Genomic DNA, 24,762 nt, shown 5'->3' on the forward strand with positions numbered 1-24,762 from the left:
TTATGCCCCTCTTATTCCGATAATGAAAGGGAAACTATACATGGAGAAAAAAAATGAAGATCTTAAAAGCAGCAATAAATACAGCAGTCATTTCATCACTCCTTCTTGCCTTTGCTTCATGCCAAACAAATAAAAAGAAGGATTTCCTTATCGTTACAGACCAGCAGGTGCTTCCACCTGTAATGGAAACGATTCCTGTAGTTGAATACAGCGGAATCGGGATAAAATATGAATGCGAGACGATGTTCCTCCACAACAGCGCCGTCCTTCAGGACAACAGTGCAAGCGGAAAATTCTGCATCAGACTTATTGAAGATTCATCGTCGGCAACAATGAAAGTTAAATTTCCTGCAGGAACCTATGAATGCCTCATAAAGGAAAAGGCTTCGGACAAGGACCACAGCGCTTTCTATGTTTATCTTGATGGAATATCTACAAGAGTCTATCCAAACAATCCTCCATCAGGGGAATGGGAATTGACGACAAGAGTACCTGTTTACTTTACCCTCGAGGAACCAAGAACAATAACCGTTGCCATCACACCACATTCAGACTACGATACAGGTTCGACAGGAATGGATCTTGACTACATTCAATTTGTAAAACGCTAGGTAAAAAAACATAAATACAATATAGGGGATGTCCCAGGAGAGTTTCACGGTGACCGCACCAGAAACAATTCCTTTGAGGACATCCCCTATTTTTTTTCCATAACCCAACGCTAAGATATAATACGCATAAAAAAAACGCCAGCACACCAATGATGCACTGGCTGAGGTATAAAAACTATGATTTTTAATTCAATCTATCAGCGCTTGAGGGCAGCAGCTGTCTGAAGCATGTTGTCAGATGTCTGGATTGCCTTTGAGTTGAATTCGTAGGCTCTCTGTGCAACGATCATCTGTACCATTTCATTCACAATTGAAACATTGCTCATTTCAAGGAATTTATGCTTAACGATACCCATGCCATCCTGACCTGGACGGGCAGCAATCGCTTCACCAGATGCATTTGTCACCTTATAAAGGTTGTCTCCTGTATTTTCAAGACCAACACTGTTTGGAAATCTGTAAAGTTCAAGCTGACCTATTTCAATTGGATCAAGCTGACCGTTGACCTTTACATTTACACGACCTGTATCTGAAATTGAAAGTGTTTCAAGCTGAAAACCTTCAGGCATGATGATTTCTGGCTGAACGCGAAGACCGTTTGCATTCACAAGCTGGCCTGTAGAATCAACCTTGAAAGAACCGTCGCGAGTGTAAGCCCATGAACCGTCATACTGCTGAATGCGGAAAAATCCGTCGCCTACAATGGCAATGTCAGTATCAACACCAGTTGCCTGGAGAGATCCCTGGCTCATGATACGCTGGGTAGCCCCAACCTTGACACCACTACCCATCTGATGGCCAACAGGAGTAACTGTATCCTCTGTTGCAGGAGTTCCCGCAAGCTTAACGTTCTGATAGATCAGATCTTCAAATTCTGCACGATGCTGCTTGAAGCCTGTAGTATTGACGTTTGAAAGATTGTTTGAGATTGTATCGATATTCATCTGCTGACCGTTCATTCCAGTTGCAGCATTCCATAAGCTTCTTACCATTTATCTATCCCCCATTTTACAATTCATGACTATCTGTTTACCGTAACAACTTTAGACCAGAGTGTGTCCATCATGCTGTCCTGTGTCTGGACCGACTTCTGATTTGCTTCATAGGCGCGGTTGACCTCAATCATCTGCACCATTTCATTTACAACATTTACATTGCTTGTTTCTGTGTATCCCTGAAGAAATCTTGGACGCTCATCGCCTTCCGCAATGTGGGCCTGTCCTGCAATGTCATTTGTATTCCAAAGGGATGAACCCTGTTTTTTGAGATAGCGTTCATTATCAAAACGAACAACCTTTATGCGGTCAACAAGGGCGTTGTCTTCCTTGTTGTAGATCATTCCATCCTGATTGACAAAAAATCTGTCATCCTCTACATGGATAGGGCCGTTTTCTCCCAGAACTGGATATCCTTCCTTTGTAAGAAGAATTCCTTCTTTTCCAAGATGGAAATTACCGTTGCGAGTATAGCGTTCTCCCGCTGGTGTCTGGACTGCAAAAAAACCTTCGCCAGCAAGAGCCATATCTGTCTTGGTATCTGTATTCTTAAAAGATCCCTGCTGGAAGTCAGTAAAAATTTCATTTGTCTCAACACCGATTCCAATAGAACCGATGATTGGTGCCGCATCACAAGATCCGCCTGGAACCTTATAGACACCATCTGCCTGAGTCCTTCTAAGAAGAAGCTCACTGAATTCCTTGCTTACAGGAATTTCTTTCTTAAATCCTGTAGTGTCTACATTTGCAAGGTTATTGGAAATTGTGTCCAACCTGTTCTGCTGGGCATTCATTCCGCTTGCACCGATGTACCATCCTCTAATCATATACCATACCTCTTTCCTATTTATCGGAATTTAAAGATTTCCAGTTTAGGAATTTATAGACTTTTGATGATAATTGCATTTTTTTTTGATTTTTATTGCTTTTTTACAAAAGCAGCCTTATACTTTAAATATGGGTGGAGATTAGTATGTAAAGTTTGGTTAAACACTTTGTTTTATCAGCTTATATTAGGATGGAGATGGACAAGATTCCTGCTACTTTTTTTCACAGCATCACCTCATTCTACCTGCAGATCACGGTCCTGACTTTTGTCCTGTTCATAATCACCCTTCTTCTATTTATCCTGCGAAAGAAAAACCATCAGATTGATTTTGATTCAGTAACTGGTCTTCCAAATTTCGAGCATTTCAAGAAAAACGTCTCAAAGATACTTGCAACGGCAAATCCAAGGGAATACATGATTCTTTCCTTCAATATAGACAACCTGGGGTTAATAAACGAAACCTACGGCACCCGTGTCGGCAACGAGGTTCTGAAACGTGTAGGAAAGCACTTTGCCAAGCATTGCGGAAAAAATGAATACGTACTTCGCTTTTTTGCGGACAACTTCATATTCTTTACAAAGAATCCTGATTTTTTCTGGAATGTTGAAGAGCGGGTCTTCATAATGACAACGGTAAAGGAAAGCCTAAAGGACATTCTTCCAGAACGCTATAACTTCACCTTCACCACCAGCGCCTACTACATAGACAATCCAGCAGATTCAATAGATTCCATGATAGACAAGGCAAATCTTGCACAGAAGCTTTGCCGTCATACCCACGCAACCCACCGTGTAATAGAATACACTGAAGAAATGCGCAGTTCCCACGAATGGAACCGTGAAATCACATTGACAATGGAAAACGCTTTCCTGAACAAGGAATTCGAGGTCTTCTACCAGCCGAAATTCAACTTTTCAAACGAAATCGTCATGGGAGCGGAAGCCTTGATCCGATGGAACAACCCGAGAAAAGGCTTCCTCCAGCCAGGAAAATTCGTACCTTTATTTGAAGACAACGGATTCATTGAAAAGATAGACAAATTCGTATTCAAGAAAGTCTGCAGCTTCCTGGACAGCTGGAACAAAAGCGAGGAATCAAAGAAGCTGAAACCACTTACAATCTCTTTCAACCTTAGTCGATACCACCTGTACAACCCAAACCTTATCCGTGAACTAAGGGATATTGCCGCAGAATATGACATAGGGGAAAACAAGATCGAGGTGGAACTGACTGAAAGCATCATGTTCGACAACCAGCAGCGACTGATCAAGGTAATGAAGGAAATCAAAAACGCAGGATTCTCCGTTTCCGTAGACGATTTTGGATCAGGCTACTCTTCCCTCAATCTTCTCAAAAGCATGCCTGCAGATGTCATCAAATTGGACAAGGAATTCCTTTCCGTAACCCCAGAGAACCAGAAGGAAAACATAATCATCACATCTGTAATTGAAATGGCAAAAAAACTGAAGATAAAGACCGTTGCGGAAGGTGTCGAGACAAAGGTTCAGTCTGACATGCTCAAGAGCATCGGATGTGATATAGCCCAGGGATTCTACTACGCAAAGCCTATGCATGAGTCAAATTTCCTCATTCTCCTAAACGAGACGGCGGCAAAGCTTTCTAGCTAAAATTCTTCACCAGACTTTTACATAGATAAGTGCATTTTTTGTTGCATTTTGATAAAACTGATTTATAATGAATTCATACACTTAGTTTTAGGCTTTTACGGAGGAATTTAATAATATGTCAGCAAAAAACAAAGAAGAACCAAGAGTTCTTGCTATCATTCTCGGTGGTGGAAAGGGTACACGTCTTTATCCACTTACAAAGGAACGTTCAAAGCCAGCAGTACCTTTTGGCGGCAAGTACAGAATCGTAGATATTCCAATTTCAAACTGCATCAACTCTGGATATAAGAAAATCTATCTTTTGACTCAGTTCAACTCGGCTTCACTTCACCTTCACATCAACAATTCCTATAACTTTGACCGTTTCTCGGGCGGTTTCGTAGAAATTCTTGCTGCTGAACAGACACTTGAACATTCAGGCTGGTACGAAGGAACAGCAGACGCAGTTCGCAAGAACTTTGGTCACTTCCGTGTACAGAAGCCTACACACTACATCATTCTTTCAGGCGATCAGCTTTATAAGATGGACCTCAAGGAATTCATGAATGAACACATTGAAAGCGGCGCAGAAATCACAATTGCAGCAAAGGCTGTAAACCGCCGCGATGCAACAGGTTTCGGTATCATGCAGGTTGACGATACAAACAGAATCACAGCCTTCATGGAAAAACCAGCTGCAGACCTTAACATCGACCACTGGAAAATTCCAGAAAAATCACGCGGAGATCTTCCTGCAGACCTTGAATACCTTGCATCAATGGGTATCTACATCTTCAATGCAGACACAATGGAAAAGCTCCTTGACAACGAAAAGACTGACTTCGGTAAAGAAATCATTCCTATGGCAATCAAGGACCATCAGGTAAACAGCTACATCTTCAACGATTACTGGGAAGACATCGGTACAATCCGTTCATTCTATGAAGCAACACTTGACCTTACAAATCCAGTACCAGCATTCAACATGTATGAAGAAACAAAGCCTGTTTATACACAGATGAGCAATCTTCCTCCAAGTAAAATCAACAACGCTACACTTAACTCTACCCTCGCCAGCGAAGGATGCGTAATTACCGACAGCAGCATCAAGAAGTCTGTTATCGGTGTTCGCTCAATCATCCGAGAAGACTGTGACCTTAAGGGCGTTGTAATGATGGGTGCCGACTTCTACGAAACAGAAGAAGAAAAGGCAGCAAACAAAAAGAAGAAGGTTCCTGACATGGGTATCGGTAAGGGCTGTAAGATCGAAAGAGCAATCATCGATAAGAATGCCCACATCGGAAATAACTGCTGCATCAATGTAAGCGGAAAGAAGTACGATGACGGTGACCACGGTCTCTTCTACAGCGCAGAAGGTATCATTGTCATCCGTAAGGGTGCAGTTATCCCTGATGGAACTGTAATCTAAAAAGCAATGTAATCCCCGCTTACAAGGAGATGGGGAACACATATACGGGTTTCAAAAGAAGCCTTGTTGAGAAAGCACAGTGTTTGTTCTGGGTTGTGTTTAAACACGTTGAAACCCTTTTCAAAACTGTGCTTTTTTATTTTCTAAAGATTTTCACTGATTAGATTATAGGCATCTACAACCTGGCGGGTTTTGTCTGTTGCAACCTTTTCAAGAATTGGATTTCCAATGTGTTTATCAGGATGATAATACTGAAGTTTTTCCTTATAGGCTTTCTTGACATCATCCTTGGATGATCCCATTGGAATTCCAAGAAGACGGTAGGCACGTTCAAGCTCAGGCGAAACATATTTGATTATGGTTCCAGTTGCTTTCTGCCCACTGGCATAGGACTTTTCATATTCCGTAGAATTTTTCTTTTGACCTCTGTTTTCAGTCCGGGTCTGTCCTAATTTTTCTTTTTGAGCGTCAACCTCAGGCTCTTTAACAGAAGGTTCCTTTTTTTGCGACTGATTATCAGAAATCTTTGGCTTGACAAACTTTACATGTCCTGCTTCAAGGGTTTCGCTAAGCAGGTCTCCAAGTCTGTCATACATTGTTTCCATGTTTCATTCCTCGGCATCAGCGCCGTCGCTTTCTTCAATACCCCACTCTGCCAGCTTTCTTTGCAAGGTCTTTCTTCCGATTCCAAGAATTTCCGCAGTCTTAGTCTTGTTGTTCTTGTTGGCGGCAAGGTTCTGCTCGATGACGATTCTTTCAGCAGCATCAAGTGTAGTTCCAAATGGTATCTGGATGCTATCTTCACCGCTATTACATGCTACATTCGGAGGCAGATCATCAAGGGTGATTTCATCACCACTACACATAACAACCGCACTTTCCACACAGTTACGCAGCTCTCTGATATTTCCTGGCCAATCGTATCTGTTCATGGCAGCCTTAGCCTTGTTGTCAAAGCCTTTTATGGATTTTCCATTTTCTTCGTTGAAGGAATCAAGGAAAGAAGCCATCAATAATGGAAGGTCGCTCTTTCTTTCCCTTAGGGGCGGAACATGTATGTGGATGACATTGAGCCTGTAATAAAGATCCTCACGGAAACGGCCAGCCTTTATTTCTTCTTCAAGGTTCTTGTTGGTGGCGGCAACGACACGAACATCAACATTGATGGTCTGTTCTCCACCTACACGTTCGAATTTCTTTTCTGCAAGAACACGGAGAATCTTTATCTGGACGCTCTGATTGATTTCGCCGATTTCATCAAGAAAAATTGTACTTCCGTGGGCACGCTCAAAGCGCCCTTTCTGAAGATGGTCGGCACCTGTAAAGGCTCCTTTTTCATGTCCAAAAAGTTCGCTTTCAAGAAGAGTCTCACTAAGAGCCGCACAGTGGACATCCACCATATTCTTATCATGCCGATTGGACAGCTCATGGACAGCACGGGCAACAACTTCCTTTCCTACGCCGCTTTCTCCTGTGATAAGGACGCTGGCTTTTGAACTTGCCGCCTTGCTGATGGTTTCCTGGATTTTCACCATGGCAGGAGATTTTCCGATCATGCCCTTAAAAGCAGCCTTTGACTGTACTGATTTCTTAAGCTCCTGATGCTCAAGCTTCATCTCTCGGCTTTCAAGAGCGCGTTTTACAATCATTCCAAGCTGATCAAGGTTAAGGGGTTTCGTCAAAAAGTCATAGGCACCGTGTCGCATGGCATCAACAGCAGCATCAATGCTTCCATGGCCGGTAAGAATGATTACTGGAATACCTGGAGTAACCGTTGCGACATGTTTTAAAACTTCTTCTCCGCTTATGCCTGGCATGCGAAGATCCGTAATGACAAGGTCGATGTCTCCTTTGGAAATAAGTTCAATTCCTTCTTCTCCACTAGCTGCAGTCTTTACGTTGTAGTCTTCCAGTTCAAAGTTGGCTGCAAGTCCATCACGGATATTTTTTTCATCGTCGATAATAAGCAATGTGAATTTCATTATTTGCCTCCTTCAAGAAGCATAGTGGACTTCTGAGGAACAGGAATGGAAACCGTAAATACAGTACCCCTGTTCTTTTCCGAAGTAACTGATATGTCTCCACGGAATTCCTTGATGATCTTGTACACAGTAGTAAGCCCCAGTCCAGTTCCGTTGGATTTAGTCGTATAATAAGGCTCAAAGACGTGTTCGCATGTATCACGTTCCATTCCACAACCATTGTCTGCCACCGTAAGAATGTACCTATCATTCTTGATGAAGGACTTTACCATGACTTTCGCACCGTCATCATCTATTCTTGATTCTACCGCGGACTTGGCGTTCTGGACAAGATTTACGATAACCTCACGGAGAAGTTTTTCATCAACAAGGATTCTTGCATCATTACAAAGCTCAACATTAAGAGAAATGCAATGTTCTTCAAGTTCGGGTCTAAAAAATTCAACAGTCTTTCCAATGACTTCATCAGGATTTGAAAGAATCAATTGAACCTTTACTGGGCGCACGGCAAAAAGAAAGTCCATGACGATCCTGTTGAGATTATCTATTTCCTCGTTGACTACATCCAGATAATTTTCCATGAACTTTTCATCAGGAAGATTACCATCGCCCTGTCGGCATTTCTTTACGGCCTTCTGAAGCAATTGAATATGAATGCTGATGGCTCCAAGGGGATTTTTTATTTCATGGGCAACAGAAGCCGCAAGATTTGTGAGGCTTTGAAGACTTTCCATTCTGTGAAGAAGAATCTCCTGCTGCCGCTTAGCGGTCATATCTGTGATGGAAATGATGGAACCCGCGATTTCTGAATTCTTTACAAGAGGTAAAATTGAAACCACGATGAAAGTAACGGAATTCTCGGTAACGATGGAAAATTCTTGGCTTACATTGAAAACATTGGATGCAGCAGTATTTTTCAAAAAAGTTCCAATCTCTTCATTGTCTATGAGATTCCAAAGAACATCTTTTTTTTCCCTATAGTTGGAAAACAAGGGAACCAGATGCTTAACAGACTTGTTGCTTTTTATGATTTTCCAGTTTCTGTCAACAACTATGATTCCAGAAGAAAGACTTTCAAGGATTGAATCAAAGATATCATTTTCTTCCTGGATGGTTGCTATCAGTCGTTCAACCTGCTCATCAGAAAGTTTCTTGAGTTTTTCAGATGCCTTTCCTACAAAGTCACTCACTTTTCTGACCTCTCAGTATTCCATTATTCAGAAAATTCAACTGCATTATGCTTCTTGTAAGCTCTTCAAGGACAGCCGCAGGATTCTGGTTGTAGACGGTGACACTGTTCCATGCACCTCGTATCAACTCTAAAAGCTTTGCTGATGTTTCAGCTCCTTGTCCTGATGAAAGAAGAGGTTTTTGAACTTCAATGATTCCCTGAAGAAAAATCTTGAAAATGACCCGCGGTTCAAATCCACTGCAGGCAGACACCAATGCAGGAACATCAGGAATATGTCCTTCCGCTATCTTGTTGAAAAAGGATTCGGCAAAAGAAAAAACTGTATCAGGTGCTACAGGAAGATAAGTCTGAAGAAAATCATTTATGCTTTCACAAGGTTCACCGTTAAGGGAAGCCGTCGTATGAAAAACACGCTGAATCAATTCCTGCTGCTGTTCTACGGTTCGCTCTACAAAACCATATGTCCTTAGTCGGGACAGAATTGTAGGAAGCATTGCCCCCTTCTGAGTAGTCGTAAGGATGAACATTGTATCACGAGGTGGTTCCTCCAGAATCTTAAGAAGAGCATTTTTTGAACCATCAAGCATACGGTCAGCATTCTCTATGATCACAACTTTTTTTCCTTTGCTCGAGCTTGAAGAAGTAAGGTGTGCCCACGAAGAGAAATTCCTTATCTGAGAAACAGGAAGGGAATCATAAAGATAGGTGCTTTCAAGTTTTGTGCAGTCACTTGAAATCGCATCGACAATTTTCCGAAGCTCAGAATCGTCAGGAAGAACTTTTCCAGGAGAAATCAATTCAAGATTGTCGTTGATGGATTCAAGCAAAGGTGCAAATTTTGCAAGCTTGTCTTCACCTTCCCAAAGCACTGGACTGAATCTTGCGGTCAATTTTCTTACGGCACGGATAAAAAGATATCTGCTTGCCTCAAGATGTCGTGAATTCTGGATATTCATGACAAGCAGGCTGTTTTTGGCGGCATTGATTTCCAGTATCTTGTTTCCAGGTCCTGTGATGAGGACATTCTGGCTTACAAGAGCCTTGTGCTTAAGGCAGCTAGGACAGGTACATGTCCATTCACCATTTTTTTCGCATGAAAGTACCCTGGCAGTTTCCAATGCACAGGAAAATTTTCCTGAAGCGGCAGGGCCATAAAAAAGAATGGAACCAGGCAACCTGTTCTTGAGAATATCATCCTTCAAAAGATCTGTAGAATTCTGCCAGATTATGTTGTCAAACATTCAATGCTCCATTTCCAGCAATGAATGCGGAGGCATCCTTGACAGATTCAGTAATTGCATCTGCAGGAATAGAAATCAGCGGATCAAGATATTTAAGGAATATGCTTCCTGCAAGCAAAGAAGATGTGTCAAACCAAGGCTGTGTCCTCAACACAAGAAGAACGATACAGACGATGGCTACGCCTTCAACCGCACCAAAAACAAAACCAAGGAACCTGTCCAGGGATTTAAGGATAGCAGCGCTGAATATTTTTTTTAGTATCGCCTGGATGATCTTGAGCACTATGAATACAACAATAAAAACAATCAGGAACGCACAAATTACGGCAGCAACATGAAATTTGACATGAAGCTCCAAAGGTCCCACAAGATGTCCAAAGGTCATGAAAGCGATCCAGATTGAAGCAATCGGAATGACCTTTCCAAGAACTTCATTGAGGAATCCGTTTATAAGTCCCATTATGGCAAGAGCAAAAATTATGATTATGAAAACAAGATCGATAATCGGAAGGTTCATAGACCTATTTCCTCCAGTACTTTAGAAGCGATTACATTGACAGGTCTTTTATCGCCATATAGAGCGGAACATTTCATCGACATGTCGCGCCGTGTTCCTTCATCCGTAAATTCAAGAATCTTGACCAGGAGATTTTCCTTAGTCGCATCATCACCAACAAGAACAACAGCAGCACCCTTCTCTTCAAAATACCTGGCGTTGTCAACCTGGTCACCACGAGTTCCAGAACCACACAGAGGAACCAGAACCATAGGCTTTGCGCAAACTGCACATTCGGAAAGAGAATTGGCACCGGCCCTAGAAAGGACAACATCTGCAGCCTGAAGTACAGAAACCATTTCACTATAGATGAATGCATAAGGCTTATAGTTTTCATCACCGCTGTTCATTACTTCTGGATGTGCATCCGCAAAGGCTTTTCCAGTCTGATGGACAACGATGAAATTCTTTTTTAATTCTTCAAGACATTCAACCACAAGGCTGTTGATCTGAAGGGCGCCAAGGCTTCCGCCGATAACGAGCAGAACAGGCTTCTTATTGTCCTCAGGGATTCCAAGGAATTTTCTACCTTCCGCTGCATGATCAGAATAGAATACAGGGCGAACAGGATTTCCAGTTGCAAGGCATTTTGACTTTACAGGTTCTGAAAAATATTTTTTTGTATCTTCGTAAGACACGAGAACATTCTTTGCCTTTTTGCTGTTGATCCTTGTTGCAAGTCCCGGTGTAAAATCACATTCATGGGTAAAGAAAGGAATCTTAAGGATTGAAGCTGCCATGCATGGCGGAACACTTACGAAACCACCTTTTGAAAAAAGCACATCTGGCTTAAGTTTTGCAAGTACGAAAAAGGCCTTTACAAAACCCGCAAAAATCCTGAACAGATCCACGAAATTCTGAAAGGAAATGTAGCGCCTGAGTTTACCGCACGGAATACCGTGGAAAGCATCGATGCTGCCACCGTTAGAGACAAAACTTTTTTCAACCAGAGTTCTGTCCATTCCCTTTGATGAACCGATCCAATGGATCTTAAGGTCAACATCAGCGTCCTTTACAAGATTTCTGATTTCATCGGCAACGGCGATGCCAGGATAGATATGTCCACCTGTTCCACCGCCAGTAATTGCAATCACATACTTTTTTTTATTTTCAGACATTTTGGCTTTCTACTCTTTCTTTGGAAATTTTTCCATAAGTTTCATGATATCAGTTTTCTTGAAAAGGTTTGCATAGCCTCTTGCGCTCATCCCCATTCCATCCTTGATGTCAGGATCAGCACCAGCTTTAAGGAGAACTTCAACAATCTTTGCATTTCCGTTTCCAACAGCAAGAACAAGAATAGGCTGTCCATCTGAACTCATGATTCCAAGATCAGCACCCGCCTTGATGAAAAGCTTTACCATTTCAAGATTCTTTTTCCATACGGCATCCATTACAGGAGAATATCCGCGGTCCTTTGAGATGATGTTTACATCAGCATTGCGCTTGAGGAGCCACTTGACATATTCAACCTTGTCACATCTGGCAGCAGCACAAAGAACAGGAACTCCGTCTTCTGTCCATGAATTGATATCAAGGCCTGCATCATAGACAAGCTCAACGATTTCAGGTTTGTCCTTTTCAATGAAATGAACCATGCAGTCGGCGTTGAAAGGAAGACCACGGGATAGAAGGTCATTGAGAGCAGAGCTTTTCTTGTCCGCAGCATAGTAGTCCTTGAAGTCAGATTTCAAGACCTTAAGCACCTCTGCCTTTGTTGAACCATAGACAAACTTTTCCGATTCTCCTGACAATGACTTAAGCTCATCCACATTCTTTCCCTGGACAAGAATAAACTGCCCCCTTTCCGAAATAAGTCCATAGAGATAAAGGAATTTAGGATTATCTGCAAGGACATTTGAATCACTGACAAAGAAATTCTTTGCACCTTTGATTTCAGAAACAAGGGAACTGTAGTCAGAATCGATGTCGACAATAGAAACCTGGCAGTTCTTTGACTGGAGGTATATTGATATTTTTTCAGCATTATCTGCCGAATGTTTAAGAATTAACCATTTCATTGCATAATTATACTCCAAAAATATCCATTTAACAAGAAAGACAACCTTTTCAAAAAATGATATAACATATACATGTTAAGATACGCAGCTATTTGTCTTATGGTAGGTCTTGCAGGCTTCGTGGATTCAATCGGCGGAGGCGGTGGTCTTATTGCGCTTCCTGCATACATCATGGGTGGAATTCCCGTCCATCAGGCACTTGCCACAAACAAGCTTTCCTCCTCATTAGGAACCAGCGTCGCAGCCTTCCACTATTTAAAATCAGGATACATGAAATGGCAGTATTGCATTCCTTCCGTGATAATGGCAATAGCGGGTGCTTTTCTTGGAAGCAACCTTAGCCTTGGAACGAACGAAAAAATACTATCCCTCTTCCTTATGCTCCTCCTCCCGTTAATAGCCCTCTATGTAATCTTTGGGAAAACCCTGGAAGAATCTACAGAAAGCAGATATTCCCTAGGTGCAACAATTGCAATATGCGCAATTTCTGCCCTTGTAATCGGTTTTTACGACGGTCTTTACGGACCTGGAACAGGAACATTCCTGATGATCGTCTTCAGCGGAATCTGCCACCTGACATTAAACGAGGCTGCAGGAACAACAAAAGCAGTCAATCTGACATCAAACTACATTTCACTTGCCGTGTTCATATACAACGGACAGGTATTCTATCTACTTGGAATCTGTGCTGGCATCTGCAGCATGATAGGCTGTTACATCGGAAGCCACAGCTTCTCAAAAAAAGGCTCAAAGATAACACGTCCCATAATCGTCTGTGTCCTTATACTTTTCCTCGCAAAGATAATCTACGAAAACTTGATAAAGATAAATTAAAATTAAAGGAAAAACAAAAGGGCTATGTACATAAATAGTATTGCTGCGCCGATTGGACACGGCAACGTAGTTTCCTTGATGCCGCCTGTCGAAATCAAGCAATATCCACAAAATATGTGGTAGTTTCGAGAGCCTCAACCACCACATATCATATAGTAACACTTCCTACGGACTCAGCCAACAAAAAAGAAAAAAAAAGACTTACCAATTAGGTAAGTCTTAACAATTGCCAGCGATCAGAATCGAACTGATGACATAAGGATTTTCAGTCCTCCGCTCTACCAGCTGAGCTACGCCGGCAAGTGATGATTAGATAATATACAATAGACCAAATTGTGTCAATAGCAATTCTCAAAAAAAATTAAAACTTTTCCTAAAAATTGCTACAAAAACAGGTCTACTGCTGTTCCCTTGCCTTGTTCTCAAACTTTGTGTAGCTGGAAAGGAACTGAACCTCGACATCACCAATAGGACCGTTACGCTGCTTTGCAACGATGATTTTTCTCTGCTGAACAGGATCATAGCCTTCATTGGTTTCCTTGTTTGCCTTACGGTCACCGTGTATGAACATTACGACGTCCGCATCCTGCTCGATGGAACCAGAACCGCGAAGCTGTGCCAGATTAGGTTCATCACCTTCTGCAGCACGGGCAACCTGACAGAGGACAACGATAGGAATGTCAAGCTCACGGGCAAGGCTTTTGAGAGACTTTGAAATCGCAGACTGCTGCTCAAACATTGCCTGTTCAGGATTTTCTGAAGTAATAAGACCGATATAGTCAATGAAAATGATCTGAACCTTCTGGTTGACCTTCATGCGGCGTGCCATGGCACGGATGTCAAGAAGCTTCATGTTAGGAACATCAACGATATAAAGCGGTGAATTGTAAATGACTCCCGCCGCATCCTGGATTTTCTTGAAGTCCTCAAGCTTAAGCATACCGTTACGGATCTTCTTACCGGAAACACGTGCAACCTGGGAAACAAGACGCTGACCTATCTGAAGTCCAGACATTTCAAGACTGAAGAATCCACATGGAATTTCACGTTCTATGGCAATGTGCTGCATCATGGAAAGAGCCAAAGCCGTTTTACCCATGGAAGGACGCGCACCGACGATGATCATTTCGCTGTTCTGGAAACCTGAAGTCATGCTGTCAAGCTCGGTGATACCTGAAGGAATGCCTGAAAAGGCACTTTTGTTCTTGTATCTGGTATCGATCATCTTGATGGTGTCAGGCATGATTTCACCCATGGAAAGAACCTTTGTCGTCTGGTTTCCATCAGTAAGGCGGAATATTTTCTGTTCCGTCTCTTCAAGAATTTTACGGCTGTCCTTAGTCTCGTCAAAGCTTTCTGCCTTTACTTCCTGAGACAAAGAAATAAGGTTTCGCCTTGTAGACTCATCCTGAACGATCTTTGCATAGTAATCAATGTTGGCGGAAGTCGGAACAACATCCGTGAGGGAAGAAATATAGGCAGCCCCACCAGCCTTTTCAAGATTACCTGATTTTGTAAGATCATCGATGAGGGTAAGGATATCCCCGCGTATTCCAGCGGAAAAAAGATGCATAAGGGACTCAAAGATTATCTGATTCTGTGGACTATAGAAATTATCTGCCCTAAGGTACTGTACAACTTCATTTACAGCACTCCAGTCAAGCAAAAGGGCACCAAGCGTCGCTTTTTCAGCCTCAAGGTTATGAGGTGGTATCTTATCCTTTAATTCCATGGATAAGATTATATACAAAAACCAGGGAACAGGAAACACTATATGTGAAAAAAAGAAGACCCTCAACACTACTGAGCAAAGGCCTTACCGATTGTCTTGCAAACAAGAAAATGGCATAAAAAAAACGCTATGTCCCTAGAAAGTGTTGCTGCGCCGATTGGACATGGCACCGTAGTTTCCTTGATGCCGCCTGTCGAAATCAAGCAATATCCACAAAATATGTGGTAGTTTCGAGAGCCTCAACCACCACATATCCTATAGCAATACAATTTCCGGACACAGCAAAAAAAAAACCGGAGGCAGTCAAGCACATCCGGTTCAATCTGGAAATCAGTGAGATTACTCAGCCTTTTCTTCAGCTGGAGCTTCTTCCTTTGCTTCCTTCTTTTCAGCAGCAGCCTTCTTAGCTTCCTGCTTCTTTGTTTCTTCTGAAACCTGTCCAGTAACAACAACCTTAACTTCTGCTACAGAACCTTCATAGAGGTGAACCTTAGCTGTGAAGTTTCCAACAGTCTTGATTGAGCTGCCTGCGATTTCAATCTTCTTGCGTTCGATTTCATAACCGTTCTGAGCATAGAAGTTCATGAGTGTTACAGAAGTAACAGCACCAAAGAGCTTACCATTGCTTCCTGCTGGCATCTCAAGCTTGATTTCAAGTGCTTCAAGCTTTTCCTTGAGACTTGCAGAATCCTTTCTCTTCTGTTCCTTGCGTGCTTCAATCTCTTCCTTCTTTGTTTCGAAGTAAGCGAGTGCTTCATCTGTGCATGGTACAGCGAGTCCACGTGGGAAAAGATAGTTGCGGAAGTAACCCATTGCAACATTCTTTACATCACCCATTTCACCAACGTGCTTTACGTCATCATTAAGAATAACTTTCATTTTCGAGCTCCTAAAAAATTTACAGCAGTTTTACCGGGAGTCGGCAAAACTGAATTATTTTGATTTTATCCTATCGTGCCTTAGACCAAGAGATTAGTCTGCTACGTAAGGAAGAAGGCAAATTGCGCGAGCACGCTTGATTGCTACTGCAACCTGCTTCTGGTGCTTTGCACATGTACCTGTGATGCGACGTGGAAGAATCTTACCGCGTTCTGTTGTGAAGCGGCGAAGTCCATCAGCATCCTTGTAGTCGATCTTTGCCTTGTTTGAACAGAAACGGCATACCTTCTTGTGGAAGAAAGCCTTTCCCTTTCCGCGTCCACCACGAACTTCGTCTTCGCGGCCAGAATCCTGCAACTGTTCCTGTGTTGCGTTTGTATTTTCGTTTACAGCTTCCATGTTTTCGTCTGCCATAGTATTGCTCCTTTATTAAGAGTATTTTTTAGAATGGGATGTCCTCAGAGAAACCTGAAGAGTCACCGCCAAAGGAATCGTTCATATCGAATCCGCCCATGTTACTTGAAGAACCCTGGTTCATAGATGGCTGTGAATAGTTTGGACGCTGCTGAAATCCCCCATTGAAATCAGAGCCTGCGCCACCTGAATATCCACTACCATTGGAACCTGAATTTCCACCGAGCAACTCAACTGAATCAGCAACAATAACAACCCTGCTCTGCTTCTGACCGTCTTTTTCCCAGCGATTCTGTCTCAATGATCCCTGAATTGCAATCTGCTTGCCCTTTGTAAGATATGGTTTTACCGCCTCTGCACCCTTTCCGAAGTAAGAAACATCAAAAAAATGTGCTTCGCTGATCCACTGATCGCCTTCTTTCTTGCTGCGGTTTACAGCAATCGACATAGAGGCAACGGCATTTCCGTTATTCATGTACTTTAATTCAACATCCCTTGTGAGACGTCCAACAATGATTACAGAATTGATGTCAGAATTTGCCATATCTACTCCAGTTTTTCAGATTATGCGTTCTTTTCTTCTACGAGTACGAAGAGGTACTTGAGGAGGTTGTTGTTGAACTTGAACTGTGCGTCCATTTCTACGATCTTTGCAGGATTTGCCTTGATTGTAAGAAGAACAAATCTACCACGCTTCTGGCGCTTTACTTCGTATGTGAGGTCGCGGTCACCGTATGGTTCTTCCTTTTCGATCTCTGCGCCGAATTTTGCAAGGTCTGCCTTAAGAGCTTCAAGACCAGCCTTGTACTTATCCTCTTCCAAAGGATAAATTGTCATAAGTTCATACTTTCTCATCTGTATGGTCTCCTTATGGTCTAAAATGGGAATTACATACGTAATTCCAAGGGGTACGAGATAATACCATTTTGCCTAACCTTGGTCAACGGGGAATGCCCATTCTACCCTAGAATCCTGTCATCCCACCTAAAAAAAAATAAACATATACTGTTTAAAACAAAAAAGCCCTCGAAGTTATCGAGAGCTTTCTGCACTTATCGGGATGACCCTCGTAGCGCTTGAGTCCGCTAAACCCATATTCCTGGGACCGTCAACTTATCTGGATTCGCCCTCCTTTCGCAGACCTCCTGTCTGCTCTCTCCAGGCCGGCCTTTGTCGCTGTCGCGGGCGTCCTGCCCGCTTTTCCTCCCCCTGGTCGGCGCTCCTTCGGCTTCGAATCCTGTCATCCCACCTAAAAAAATAAACATATACTGTTTAAAACAAAAAAGCCCTCGAAGTTATCGAGAGCTTTCTGCACTTATCGGGATGACAGGATTCGAACCTGCGACCCTCTGGTCCCAAACCAGATGCGCTACCAGCTGCGCTACATCCCGTGGATGGAGGATGAGGGGATCGAACCCCCGACATTCTGGGTGTAAACCAGACGCTCGTACCAGCTGAGCTAATCCTCCAAGCAAGTGACTAGATACTACTTAATTACTTGTTTTTAGTCAATAGCAAAATTAAAAAAACTTTGATTTTTTTTAAGATTTATTTACTCAGGAATCAGTGATGCTTACCACCTATTCCTGACAATGTCTCCTCTGCTTTATTTTCCTTTGTCAATGAAGCAATTTCATCTTCTGCAACGGCAAGCTCTTTTGTGGCCTCACGGAAAATCTGCGAAGTAAGGTCTGACGGAAGCATTCCAAGCGTATTCATTATGGCTTTCAAGGATTCGTATTCAGGCCAGGACTGACCGCATTCGATGTTGGAAACTGTAGTCTTGGTTACACCAGCAAGGACCGCAAGATCAGCCTGCCTCAGGTTCTTCCTCATCCTGAAATACCTGATATTTGAACCAACTATCAGACCAAGTTCCTCTACACTTTCATTTTCCATGAGGTAATTTTAAATGTCCCGACTATCGAACAATTCAAATTACACCCGGCATAAGCACCTTTAGTTCAAATTCAACTTGAACTAAACCCATCAAAGCATAAAAAAAGAGGCCGCCATAAGCAACCTCTTCCGCAAAAATGCATCGACCTGAAATCCTCAGGAATTATTTCTTGTTTACCAAATCCTTAAGTGCCTTTCCTGGCTTGAATTTTGGCGACTTAGAAGCAGCAATCTTGATCTTTTCCTTTGTCAAAGGATTGATACCTTCACGTGCAGCTCTCTTTGCTACTGTGAATGTTCCGAAACCTACAAGCTGAACATCATTTGACTTTGCGAGTTCCTTAGAAACAATTGTTGTGAAAGCTGCAAGAGCCTTCTCTGTGTCCTTCTTTGTAAGACCTGTTTCTTTTGCCATCTTGTCAATCAATTCTGATTTGTTCATTTTAATCTCCACTTAGTATTGATTTGCACCGTTTGTTTTAGGAGTGCAATATTCACATTATATTATACTTTCGTGGAATAATCTAGTGAATAAATTTAAAAAACGCCCTTATCATGCCACTTCCAAGCATTTGCAATAAGTCCCCACTATGCTATATTGAAGGAATGAAGATAAGAATTCCCCAATTTCTGGAAGAAAAAGACACCATAGCAATCACGGCTCCTTCATTCGGATGTACGACAGAGCCTTACATCTCCAAGTTCAACACTGCAAAAAAAACAATCGAAAGCATGGGATATTCAATAAAAACAGGTGATACGGTTAAAAAATCCGATGGACTTGGAATATCAACAAAACCAGGAACATGCGCCGAAGAGCTTGTGGAATTCTACACCGACCCTTCCACAAAAGCAATTATTTCTGCTGGTGGCGGTGAAATGATGTGCGAAACGGCAGGACACATTTCTTTCGAAAAACTTGCTTCATCAGCGCCAAAATGGTTCATGGGATATTCAGACAACACAAATTTCATATTTCCTCTGGTGACCATAAGCCATACAGCAGGCATCTACGGTCCATGCATCTCTGGATTCGGTAAAAAATGGGAACAGAGCGAAACCGATGCCTTCGATATCCTTGAAGGAAAAACAAATATCGTACGGGGCTATGGAAAATTCCAGCGCCCAGAGGATGACACAAATCCTGAAGATGGCTTTGAAAATTACACCTACACCCTCAGCGCAGAAAAAGTTCTTTCGTCATTCATCCCAGACATGAATACGCTGTCAAAAGTACAGGATCCAAGACAGATAGAAATGGAAGGAATTCTCCTTGGAGGATGCCTTGATGTCCTTGCAAACCTGTGCGGTACCAGACTGGACAAAGTAATGGAATTCATGGACTACATTGGCAACCAGAAGATTATCTGGGTGCTCGAAAGCTGTGATGCAAATCCCATGGAACTGAGACGTCAAGTATGGCATCTTAAGAATGCAGGATGGTTCAGAAACACTGCAGGATTCCTCGTAGGACGGCCTCTTGCATCCTTTGAACAGGAGATGATGGGGGTAAACCAGTACAATGCGGTCACAGACATACTTGGAGACCTGGGGGTTCCTGTCATCATGGACTGCGACATAGGACACATAGACCCTGCGATGCCTCTTGTAATGGGAGCATGCTCAAAGGTCAAGGTTTTTGGCAACGAGATCACAGTAGAATTTAGACTCAGCTAACGAAAAGTCACATATCCATACAAAGCCGTGATGAGGAATGACACTAATTTGTCCCCAAAATGAAATGAAACTTGAAATATTGCAATTCCATACTATAATTGAAGTAAGGAATAATGAACGGCATAGATCATAAATTTCTAAAGCGAAATGTTTCTCAGGTCAACGGAAAGGTCCAGAACATATATATGTCTCTGAACTTACTGCCGCTGGCGCTTTATCTTGGAAACTTGGGAAACGCCTGGCATATACCTGAAATATACCTTGTTAAAATTCAGGTCTTGATCACCTCCCTCTTCCTGCTGAATTTCCTGATTTTCAAATTCGCCAACATGCCGAATCTTTCGAAATACCTTGGAATATTTGCCTGTACAACGATCGTATCCATAATTGCCGCCAATGGCCGCGTTGCCATATACATCTCATACGGATTCTTTCCTTTTCTTGCTTCCCTGTACTTCAGCAACAAATGTACCCGCATAGTTTCCCTTTACAGTTGGATTGCAATGATGGTTTCACTTTATATAAAAACAAGAATCACAAAGCAATGCGAACCTTTTACAGGAGAGATCTATTCTCCAAACCTTTTCTTCATCCGTTTTTCCATAGGCTTTACAATCGAACTGTTCTTTACCCATCTTCTAGCAATGATGATGACAAGGCAGAACCAGAAAAGCCTTAGGAACCTGATAAGCAACATTGACAGCGTCAACAACATGAACATTTCCCTCGCGGAAAAGAACATTGAGCTTGAGGAAACCCAGAGCAAGATCATCAAATTCATCTCAACGATCCTCAACAGCCACGATATGTTTACAGGCAACCATGTCCTTCATACGCAGACTTACGTAGGCATCATCGCAAGAGAACTTCAGGAACAGGGCCTCTATCTTGCAGACCTTACCGACGAAAACATCAGCATGCTCTGCAACGCCGCCCTTCTCCACGACATTGGAAAGATCCACATTCCAGAAGGCATTCTGAACAAACCTGGTAAATTTACCCCTCAGGAATTCGACATAATGAAAAGCCATCCAGAAGAAGGTCATAAGATCCTTGAGGTCCTTCCACCAATCGCAGACGGAAAATTCAACAGGATCGCGGAAGAAGTTTGCCTTTACCACCATGAAAAATGGGACGGCACAGGATATCCTTCAGGGCTTTCAGGAAAAGACATTCCTCTATTTGCAAGAATCATGGCGGCGGCAGATGTCCTTGATGCCCTTTTAAGCCGCCGACTTTACAAGCAGCCTATGAGCATAGATAAGGCAATGGAGATTTTCAAGGAATTGAAGGGAGTTCAGTTTGAGCCATGCATTTCCGATGCTGTCCTTGCTAAAAAGGAAACCATCGAAAACTGCGACAATTACTTCAAGCAGGAAGAAGACAAGAACAACGTTACCGAACTTGCCTGGTGGAAGAAATACCACGAATACATAGACAGCCAGAAACAATGAAACATAAAAAAAGGATTTCAGTTAACTGAAATCCTTTTTTTATTCATAACATCTTAATCAGCCCTAAAACCTGATCTTTTTGTCAGTACCTGCGTAGTATTCCTTGCGCAGTGCCTTAACCTGTTCATCCTTAAGGTAGTCATCAAACGGCATCATGCGGTCGATTACACCCTTTGGAGTGATCTCTATGATTCTGTTTGCGATTGTAGAAATGAACTCGTGGTCATGGCTTGAGAACAATACAACGCCAGGGAATTTAACGAGACCTTCGTTCAAGCTTTCGATTGATTCAAGGTCAAGATGGTTTGTAGGGTCATCAAGGATGAGAACGTTTGCACCGCTGAGCATCATCTTTGAAAGCATGCAGCGTACCTTTTCTCCTCCGGAAAGAACCTTTACTTTCTTAAGGCTGTCGTCTCCAGTAAAGAGCATGCGACCAAGGAAGCCACGCACATAGGCATCATCCTGATCAGGTGAATACTGTTTGAGCCAGTCAGTGATTGTAAGCTCATTGTTGAAGTAGTCGTTGTTGTCACGTCCCATGTATGTCTGCTTTGTTGTCTGTCCCCAGTTTACAGTGGCACCATCGCATTTTTTTGTTCCACTGATGATGTCAAAGAAAGAAGAAATGGAATTGTGTTCCATGCCGACGAAAGCAACCTTCTCTCCCGGGTGGATTGTAATCTCAAAGTTGTTGAGGAGAACATTTCCTTCGCTGTCTTTTGAATTGAGATGCTCGGCTGTAAGAACAAAGTTACCGATCTGGCGTTCGCTCTGGAAATTTACATATGGGAACTTTCGGCTTGTAACAGGAAGCTCTTCAAGCTGCATTTTTTCAAGCATCTTCTTTCTTGAAGAAGCCTGACCTGCCTTTGAAACGTTTGATGCAAAGCGTTGGATGAACTGCTTGAGGTCTGCCATCTTGTCTTCGCGCTTCTTCTGCTGGTCCTTCTGCTGCTTCTGAAGGATCTGGCTCATCTGATACCAGAAGTCGTAGTTGCCTGTGAACTGAGTTATCTTTCCGTAGTCGATGTCGCATGTGTATGTACATACGGCATTGAGGAAGTGACGGTCATGGGAAACAACGATGACGCAGTTTTCAAATTCAAGGAGGAAGTTTTCAAGCCATGCAATCGATTCAAGGTCGAGACCGTTTGTAGGTTCATCGAGGATAAGGTAATCAGGATTACCGAACAATGCCTGTGCCAAAAGAACGCGAACCTTCTGGCTTTCGTCAAGGTCGCTCATCATCTTGTCATGGTTTTCTTCTTCAAGACCAAGACCTGAAAGCATCTGCTCGATCTGGTTTTCAGCTTCGTATCCACCCAGTTCACCGAATTCTGCCTGCATGTCGGCAGCCTTCATTCCGTCTTCATCAGAAAAATCTTCCTTTGCATAGATAGCATCGATATCCTTTTCAAGCTGGTAAAGCTTTGGATAACCCATCTTTACAGTTTCCTTTACGGAATATTCATCATACTTAAAGTGGTCCTGGCTCAAAACAGCAAGGCGTTCACCTGGTGTGATGCTGATGTCGCCCGTGTCGCGTTCAAGTTCTCCTGAAAGAAGCTTGAGGAATGTCGATTTACCTGCACCGTTGGCACCGATGATTCCGTAGCAGTTTCCCTTGAGAAACTTGATATTTACATCCTTGAACAGCGGTTTTTCGCTGAACTTAAGTGATACATCTGTTACATTGATCATTTATCTATCCCCTAACTAAATTAAATAATTAAACTATTTTTTTCCAAACAAAGACTTAAGCTTTCCAAAGAATGATTTCTTTTCATTTGTCTTCTTTGGCTGCTGCCCCTTGTTTACAGACGAACGGTTGTTATTAGGCTTATTGTTGCCCTTCTTCTTTCTATTGTCACCTTTCTTATAACTACCGTTAGTCTGTTCCTTACGGCCATCATGTCCGTCCTTTCTAGCTGCCTTAGCATTGGCTTTACCAGCGTACTTTTCCCTATAAATCTTCATTCTCTCTTCAGAAGACATGGAAGCGAGCATATCGTCATCGGCAGGATTATATACGCGTCTATCCCGCTTGTATTCTTTCTTAGCTTCTTCGTTTCTTGAAGAATATCGTCCGCTGCCTTTTTGACCGCCATGACTGCCGTGCTTCTTTCCACGACCGCTTCTTTCGTACTGAGCCTGACGCATACGACCGAATTCGCTTTTGTCATTGTATTCTTCGTGGTAAGAGTCAGTCTTGATGTACATGTCCTTGGACTTGTCCTCCGCCATCATGCTTTCCTCTGCAACGCGTGAAGGAATCTGCTTTTCAATATAGCGTTCGATTGGTGGAAGTGAATAAACATCCTGTTCACTGCAGAATGTATATGCCTTACCGCTTTTGCCAGCACGGGCTGTACGACCAATGCGGTGAACATAGTTTTCAGCTTCATTAGGAAGATCATAGTTGATGACCATGGCAAGATCATTAACGTCGATACCGCGGGCAGCAACATCTGTAGCAACAAGGCACTTTACCTGTCCCGCCTTGAACTTGTCCATGATTGCAAGACGCTTTTTCTGAGGAAGGTCACCGATGATGAATTCAGTTTCAATTCCATTGATGCGGAGCCTCTTGGCTATGACCTCACAGGTTCTTTTTGTATTGCAGAAAATGATTAGGCTTTCAGGTTTTTCAGAATTGATGATGCCAAGCAAAAGCCTTGTTTTGTCTGTTGAGGATACATGGAGAAGTTCCTGATCGATTTCATCAACTGTAATGTTTTCCGCGGCGATCGTAATTTCTGCAGGATCCCTTGTGTATTCCCAGGCAAGGTTTTTAACATAGGAATTCAATGTTGCACTGAAAAGCATTGTCTGTCTTTTTTCGCTTGCAGGAAGAACCTTGATGAGCGTGCGGAGATCAGGATAGAATCCCATGTCGAACATGCGGTCCGCTTCATCGATTACAAGAAACCCAACGTTTGCAAGATCCATCTGACCGCCCTGATTGAGATCGATCACACGTCCAGGAGTTCCTATGAGAATGTCTGCACCCTTCTTGAGGGCGGCGACCTGCTTATCGTAGCCTACACCGCCATAGAAGCTTGCGCACTTCAATGTGCTTCCGCTGCAAAGTTTTTCTGCTTCTTCCTGAACCTGAACCGCAAGCTCACGGGTTGGAACCATAACAAGGGCCTGCTTGCCCTGAACATCTGTCCTTGATAAAAGCTGCTGGATTACGCTTGTAAGGTAAGCGCATGTCTTTCCTGTTCCTGTCTGAGACTGAACATACAAATCTCGACCTTCAATGATGGCCTTTAAAACCTGTTCCTGAACCGGTGTACATTCAACATAACCGGCCTTTTCAATTCCCTTCTGAAGGTCTTCATGTAAAGAAAATTCAGTAAATTTCATGGATAAGAATATATCAATTTTTCTATAATAAGTATAT

The 24,762-nt window shown here is 42.7% G+C and carries 24 protein-coding genes and 3 tRNA genes; 6 read left to right on the forward strand and 21 right to left on the reverse strand.

Annotated features, from left to right (window positions below):
* Positions 1 to 53: 53 nt before the first annotated feature.
* Complete coding sequence (locus ACKI39_RS12190; protein ID WP_407400902.1) at positions 54 to 611, forward strand: hypothetical protein; 558 nt, start codon at positions 54 to 56, stop codon at positions 609 to 611.
* 197 nt (positions 612 to 808) lie between these two features.
* Here ACKI39_RS12190 and flgG read toward each other — a convergent pair whose 3' ends face one another.
* Together flgG and flgF are read right to left on the reverse strand one after the other, a co-directional pair.
* Positions 809 to 1,603 (reverse strand): flagellar basal-body rod protein FlgG, encoded by a 795-nt coding sequence (flgG, locus tag ACKI39_RS12195; protein ID WP_407400903.1) that lies wholly within the window; start codon positions 1,601 to 1,603, stop codon positions 809 to 811.
* 29 nt (positions 1,604 to 1,632) lie between these two features.
* A complete protein-coding gene (flgF, locus tag ACKI39_RS12200) occupies positions 1,633 to 2,433 on the reverse strand; it encodes a flagellar basal-body rod protein FlgF (RefSeq protein WP_407400904.1) in 801 nt (266 codons plus the stop codon).
* A 197-nt stretch (positions 2,434 to 2,630) separates the two neighbouring features.
* On the opposite strand from flgF, the gene ACKI39_RS12205 reads away from it, so the two are divergent.
* Both ACKI39_RS12205 and ACKI39_RS12210 read left to right on the forward strand, forming a co-directional pair.
* Positions 2,631 to 4,064: a putative bifunctional diguanylate cyclase/phosphodiesterase gene (locus ACKI39_RS12205; protein WP_407400905.1), complete on the forward strand. Its 1,434-nt coding sequence runs from the start codon at positions 2,631 to 2,633 to the stop codon at positions 4,062 to 4,064.
* 115 nt (positions 4,065 to 4,179) lie between these two features.
* Complete coding sequence (locus tag ACKI39_RS12210) at positions 4,180 to 5,472, forward strand: glucose-1-phosphate adenylyltransferase (protein ID WP_407400906.1); 1,293 nt, start codon at positions 4,180 to 4,182, stop codon at positions 5,470 to 5,472.
* A gap of 143 nt (positions 5,473 to 5,615) precedes the next feature.
* On the opposite strand, the gene ACKI39_RS12215 is transcribed toward ACKI39_RS12210, so the two are convergent.
* The 7 genes from ACKI39_RS12215 to ACKI39_RS12245 are packed head-to-tail and all read right to left on the reverse strand — an operon-like array spanning position 5,616 to position 12,464.
* Positions 5,616 to 6,077, reverse strand: coding sequence for a J domain-containing protein (locus ACKI39_RS12215; RefSeq protein WP_407400907.1), 462 nt, complete (start codon positions 6,075 to 6,077; stop codon positions 5,616 to 5,618).
* A gap of 3 nt (positions 6,078 to 6,080) precedes the next feature.
* On the reverse strand, positions 6,081 to 7,454 hold the full coding sequence (locus ACKI39_RS12220; protein WP_407400908.1) for a sigma-54-dependent transcriptional regulator: 1,374 nt from the start codon (positions 7,452 to 7,454) through the stop codon (positions 6,081 to 6,083).
* Complete coding sequence (locus ACKI39_RS12225) at positions 7,454 to 8,644, reverse strand: two-component system sensor histidine kinase NtrB (protein ID WP_407400909.1); 1,191 nt, start codon at positions 8,642 to 8,644, stop codon at positions 7,454 to 7,456. The genes ACKI39_RS12220 and ACKI39_RS12225 overlap by 1 nt, the downstream gene beginning before the upstream one ends.
* Positions 8,637 to 9,887, reverse strand: coding sequence for a DNA polymerase III (locus ACKI39_RS12230; protein ID WP_407400910.1), 1,251 nt, complete (start codon positions 9,885 to 9,887; stop codon positions 8,637 to 8,639). The genes ACKI39_RS12225 and ACKI39_RS12230 overlap by 8 nt, the downstream gene beginning before the upstream one ends.
* Positions 9,880 to 10,404: a CvpA family protein gene (locus ACKI39_RS12235; protein WP_407400911.1), complete on the reverse strand. Its 525-nt coding sequence runs from the start codon at positions 10,402 to 10,404 to the stop codon at positions 9,880 to 9,882. Before ACKI39_RS12235 ends, ACKI39_RS12230 begins: the two co-directional genes overlap by 8 nt.
* Positions 10,401 to 11,561, reverse strand: coding sequence for an undecaprenyldiphospho-muramoylpentapeptide beta-N-acetylglucosaminyltransferase (murG, locus tag ACKI39_RS12240; RefSeq protein WP_407400912.1), 1,161 nt, complete (start codon positions 11,559 to 11,561; stop codon positions 10,401 to 10,403). Before murG ends, ACKI39_RS12235 begins: the two co-directional genes overlap by 4 nt.
* Before the next feature lie 9 nt (positions 11,562 to 11,570).
* Positions 11,571 to 12,464, reverse strand: coding sequence for an ankyrin repeat domain-containing protein (locus tag ACKI39_RS12245; RefSeq protein ID WP_407400913.1), 894 nt, complete (start codon positions 12,462 to 12,464; stop codon positions 11,571 to 11,573).
* Positions 12,465 to 12,536: 72 nt separating this feature from the next.
* Between ACKI39_RS12245 and ACKI39_RS12250 the strand changes: the two genes are divergently transcribed.
* Positions 12,537 to 13,298: a sulfite exporter TauE/SafE family protein gene (locus ACKI39_RS12250; RefSeq protein WP_407400914.1), complete on the forward strand. Its 762-nt coding sequence runs from the start codon at positions 12,537 to 12,539 to the stop codon at positions 13,296 to 13,298.
* A 227-nt stretch (positions 13,299 to 13,525) separates the two neighbouring features.
* Here the strand turns inward: ACKI39_RS12250 and ACKI39_RS12255 are convergent.
* The 10 genes from ACKI39_RS12255 to ACKI39_RS12300 form a co-directional block, all read right to left on the reverse strand.
* Positions 13,526 to 13,598, reverse strand: a tRNA-Phe gene (locus ACKI39_RS12255).
* 97 nt (positions 13,599 to 13,695) lie between these two features.
* Positions 13,696 to 15,030, reverse strand: coding sequence for a replicative DNA helicase (gene dnaB, locus ACKI39_RS12260; RefSeq protein WP_407400915.1), 1,335 nt, complete (start codon positions 15,028 to 15,030; stop codon positions 13,696 to 13,698).
* A gap of 339 nt (positions 15,031 to 15,369) precedes the next feature.
* Positions 15,370 to 15,909: a 50S ribosomal protein L9 gene (gene rplI, locus ACKI39_RS12265; protein ID WP_407400916.1), complete on the reverse strand. Its 540-nt coding sequence runs from the start codon at positions 15,907 to 15,909 to the stop codon at positions 15,370 to 15,372.
* A gap of 93 nt (positions 15,910 to 16,002) precedes the next feature.
* On the reverse strand, positions 16,003 to 16,323 hold the full coding sequence (gene rpsR, locus ACKI39_RS12270) for a 30S ribosomal protein S18 (RefSeq protein ID WP_318689771.1): 321 nt from the start codon (positions 16,321 to 16,323) through the stop codon (positions 16,003 to 16,005).
* Positions 16,324 to 16,351: 28 nt separating this feature from the next.
* Entirely contained in the window at positions 16,352 to 16,867 is a 516-nt protein-coding gene (locus ACKI39_RS12275) for a single-stranded DNA-binding protein (protein WP_407400917.1), read from the reverse strand.
* Positions 16,868 to 16,887: 20 nt separating this feature from the next.
* Positions 16,888 to 17,178, reverse strand: coding sequence for a 30S ribosomal protein S6 (gene rpsF / locus ACKI39_RS12280; RefSeq protein ID WP_318691921.1), 291 nt, complete (start codon positions 17,176 to 17,178; stop codon positions 16,888 to 16,890).
* Between the two features lie 463 nt (positions 17,179 to 17,641).
* Positions 17,642 to 17,714 (reverse strand) — tRNA-Pro (locus ACKI39_RS12285).
* Positions 17,715 to 17,718: 4 nt separating this feature from the next.
* Positions 17,719 to 17,792, reverse strand: a tRNA-Val gene (locus ACKI39_RS12290).
* A gap of 94 nt (positions 17,793 to 17,886) precedes the next feature.
* Positions 17,887 to 18,222, reverse strand: a complete 336-nt coding sequence (locus tag ACKI39_RS12295) for a helix-turn-helix domain-containing protein (RefSeq protein WP_407400918.1) — start codon at positions 18,220 to 18,222, stop codon at positions 17,887 to 17,889.
* Between the two features lie 163 nt (positions 18,223 to 18,385).
* Complete coding sequence (locus ACKI39_RS12300) at positions 18,386 to 18,664, reverse strand: HU family DNA-binding protein (RefSeq protein ID WP_407400919.1); 279 nt, start codon at positions 18,662 to 18,664, stop codon at positions 18,386 to 18,388.
* Between the two features lie 164 nt (positions 18,665 to 18,828).
* On the opposite strand from ACKI39_RS12300, the gene ACKI39_RS12305 reads away from it, so the two are divergent.
* Together ACKI39_RS12305 and ACKI39_RS12310 are read left to right on the forward strand one after the other, a co-directional pair.
* On the forward strand, positions 18,829 to 19,899 hold the full coding sequence (locus ACKI39_RS12305; RefSeq protein WP_407400920.1) for an LD-carboxypeptidase: 1,071 nt from the start codon (positions 18,829 to 18,831) through the stop codon (positions 19,897 to 19,899).
* A 113-nt stretch (positions 19,900 to 20,012) separates the two neighbouring features.
* On the forward strand, positions 20,013 to 21,353 hold the full coding sequence (locus tag ACKI39_RS12310; protein WP_407400921.1) for an HD-GYP domain-containing protein: 1,341 nt from the start codon (positions 20,013 to 20,015) through the stop codon (positions 21,351 to 21,353).
* A 63-nt stretch (positions 21,354 to 21,416) separates the two neighbouring features.
* Here ACKI39_RS12310 and ACKI39_RS12315 read toward each other — a convergent pair whose 3' ends face one another.
* Entirely contained in the window at positions 21,417 to 23,057 is a 1,641-nt protein-coding gene (locus ACKI39_RS12315) for an ABC-F family ATP-binding cassette domain-containing protein (RefSeq protein WP_407400922.1), read from the reverse strand.
* 33 nt (positions 23,058 to 23,090) lie between these two features.
* Positions 23,091 to 24,725, reverse strand: a complete 1,635-nt coding sequence (locus ACKI39_RS12320) for a DEAD/DEAH box helicase (protein WP_407400923.1) — start codon at positions 24,723 to 24,725, stop codon at positions 23,091 to 23,093.
* Between the last annotated feature and the right edge of the window lie 37 nt (positions 24,726 to 24,762).

The organism is Treponema sp. (genome assembly GCF_045641405.1).
Taxonomy (GTDB): domain Bacteria; phylum Spirochaetota; class Spirochaetia; order Treponematales; family Treponemataceae; genus Treponema_D.

Coding starts and splice junctions, on each gene's coding strand:
- ACKI39_RS12190 (WP_407400902.1), top strand. CDS start 54: ATGAAGATCTTAAAAGCAGCAATAAATACAGCAGTCATTTCATCACTC.
- flgG (WP_407400903.1), bottom strand. CDS start 1,603: ATGGTAAGAAGCTTATGGAATGCTGCAACTGGAATGAACGGTCAGCAG.
- flgF (WP_407400904.1), bottom strand. CDS start 2,433: ATGATTAGAGGATGGTACATCGGTGCAAGCGGAATGAATGCCCAGCAG.
- ACKI39_RS12205 (WP_407400905.1), top strand. CDS start 2,631: ATGGACAAGATTCCTGCTACTTTTTTTCACAGCATCACCTCATTCTAC.
- ACKI39_RS12210 (WP_407400906.1), top strand. CDS start 4,180: ATGTCAGCAAAAAACAAAGAAGAACCAAGAGTTCTTGCTATCATTCTC.
- ACKI39_RS12215 (WP_407400907.1), bottom strand. CDS start 6,077: ATGGAAACAATGTATGACAGACTTGGAGACCTGCTTAGCGAAACCCTT.
- ACKI39_RS12220 (WP_407400908.1), bottom strand. CDS start 7,454: ATGAAATTCACATTGCTTATTATCGACGATGAAAAAAATATCCGTGAT.
- ACKI39_RS12230 (WP_407400910.1), bottom strand. CDS start 9,887: ATGTTTGACAACATAATCTGGCAGAATTCTACAGATCTTTTGAAGGAT.
- ACKI39_RS12235 (WP_407400911.1), bottom strand. CDS start 10,404: ATGAACCTTCCGATTATCGATCTTGTTTTCATAATCATAATTTTTGCT.
- murG (WP_407400912.1), bottom strand. CDS start 11,561: ATGTCTGAAAATAAAAAAAAGTATGTGATTGCAATTACTGGCGGTGGA.
- ACKI39_RS12245 (WP_407400913.1), bottom strand. CDS start 12,464: ATGAAATGGTTAATTCTTAAACATTCGGCAGATAATGCTGAAAAAATA.
- ACKI39_RS12250 (WP_407400914.1), top strand. CDS start 12,537: ATGTTAAGATACGCAGCTATTTGTCTTATGGTAGGTCTTGCAGGCTTC.
- dnaB (WP_407400915.1), bottom strand. CDS start 15,030: ATGGAATTAAAGGATAAGATACCACCTCATAACCTTGAGGCTGAAAAA.
- rplI (WP_407400916.1), bottom strand. CDS start 15,909: ATGAAAGTTATTCTTAATGATGACGTAAAGCACGTTGGTGAAATGGGT.
- rpsR (WP_318689771.1), bottom strand. CDS start 16,323: ATGGCAGACGAAAACATGGAAGCTGTAAACGAAAATACAAACGCAACA.
- ACKI39_RS12275 (WP_407400917.1), bottom strand. CDS start 16,867: ATGGCAAATTCTGACATCAATTCTGTAATCATTGTTGGACGTCTCACA.
- rpsF (WP_318691921.1), bottom strand. CDS start 17,178: ATGAGAAAGTATGAACTTATGACAATTTATCCTTTGGAAGAGGATAAG.
- ACKI39_RS12295 (WP_407400918.1), bottom strand. CDS start 18,222: ATGGAAAATGAAAGTGTAGAGGAACTTGGTCTGATAGTTGGTTCAAAT.
- ACKI39_RS12300 (WP_407400919.1), bottom strand. CDS start 18,664: ATGAACAAATCAGAATTGATTGACAAGATGGCAAAAGAAACAGGTCTT.
- ACKI39_RS12305 (WP_407400920.1), top strand. CDS start 18,829: ATGAAGATAAGAATTCCCCAATTTCTGGAAGAAAAAGACACCATAGCA.
- ACKI39_RS12310 (WP_407400921.1), top strand. CDS start 20,013: ATGAACGGCATAGATCATAAATTTCTAAAGCGAAATGTTTCTCAGGTC.
- ACKI39_RS12315 (WP_407400922.1), bottom strand. CDS start 23,057: ATGATCAATGTAACAGATGTATCACTTAAGTTCAGCGAAAAACCGCTG.
- ACKI39_RS12320 (WP_407400923.1), bottom strand. CDS start 24,725: ATGAAATTTACTGAATTTTCTTTACATGAAGACCTTCAGAAGGGAATT.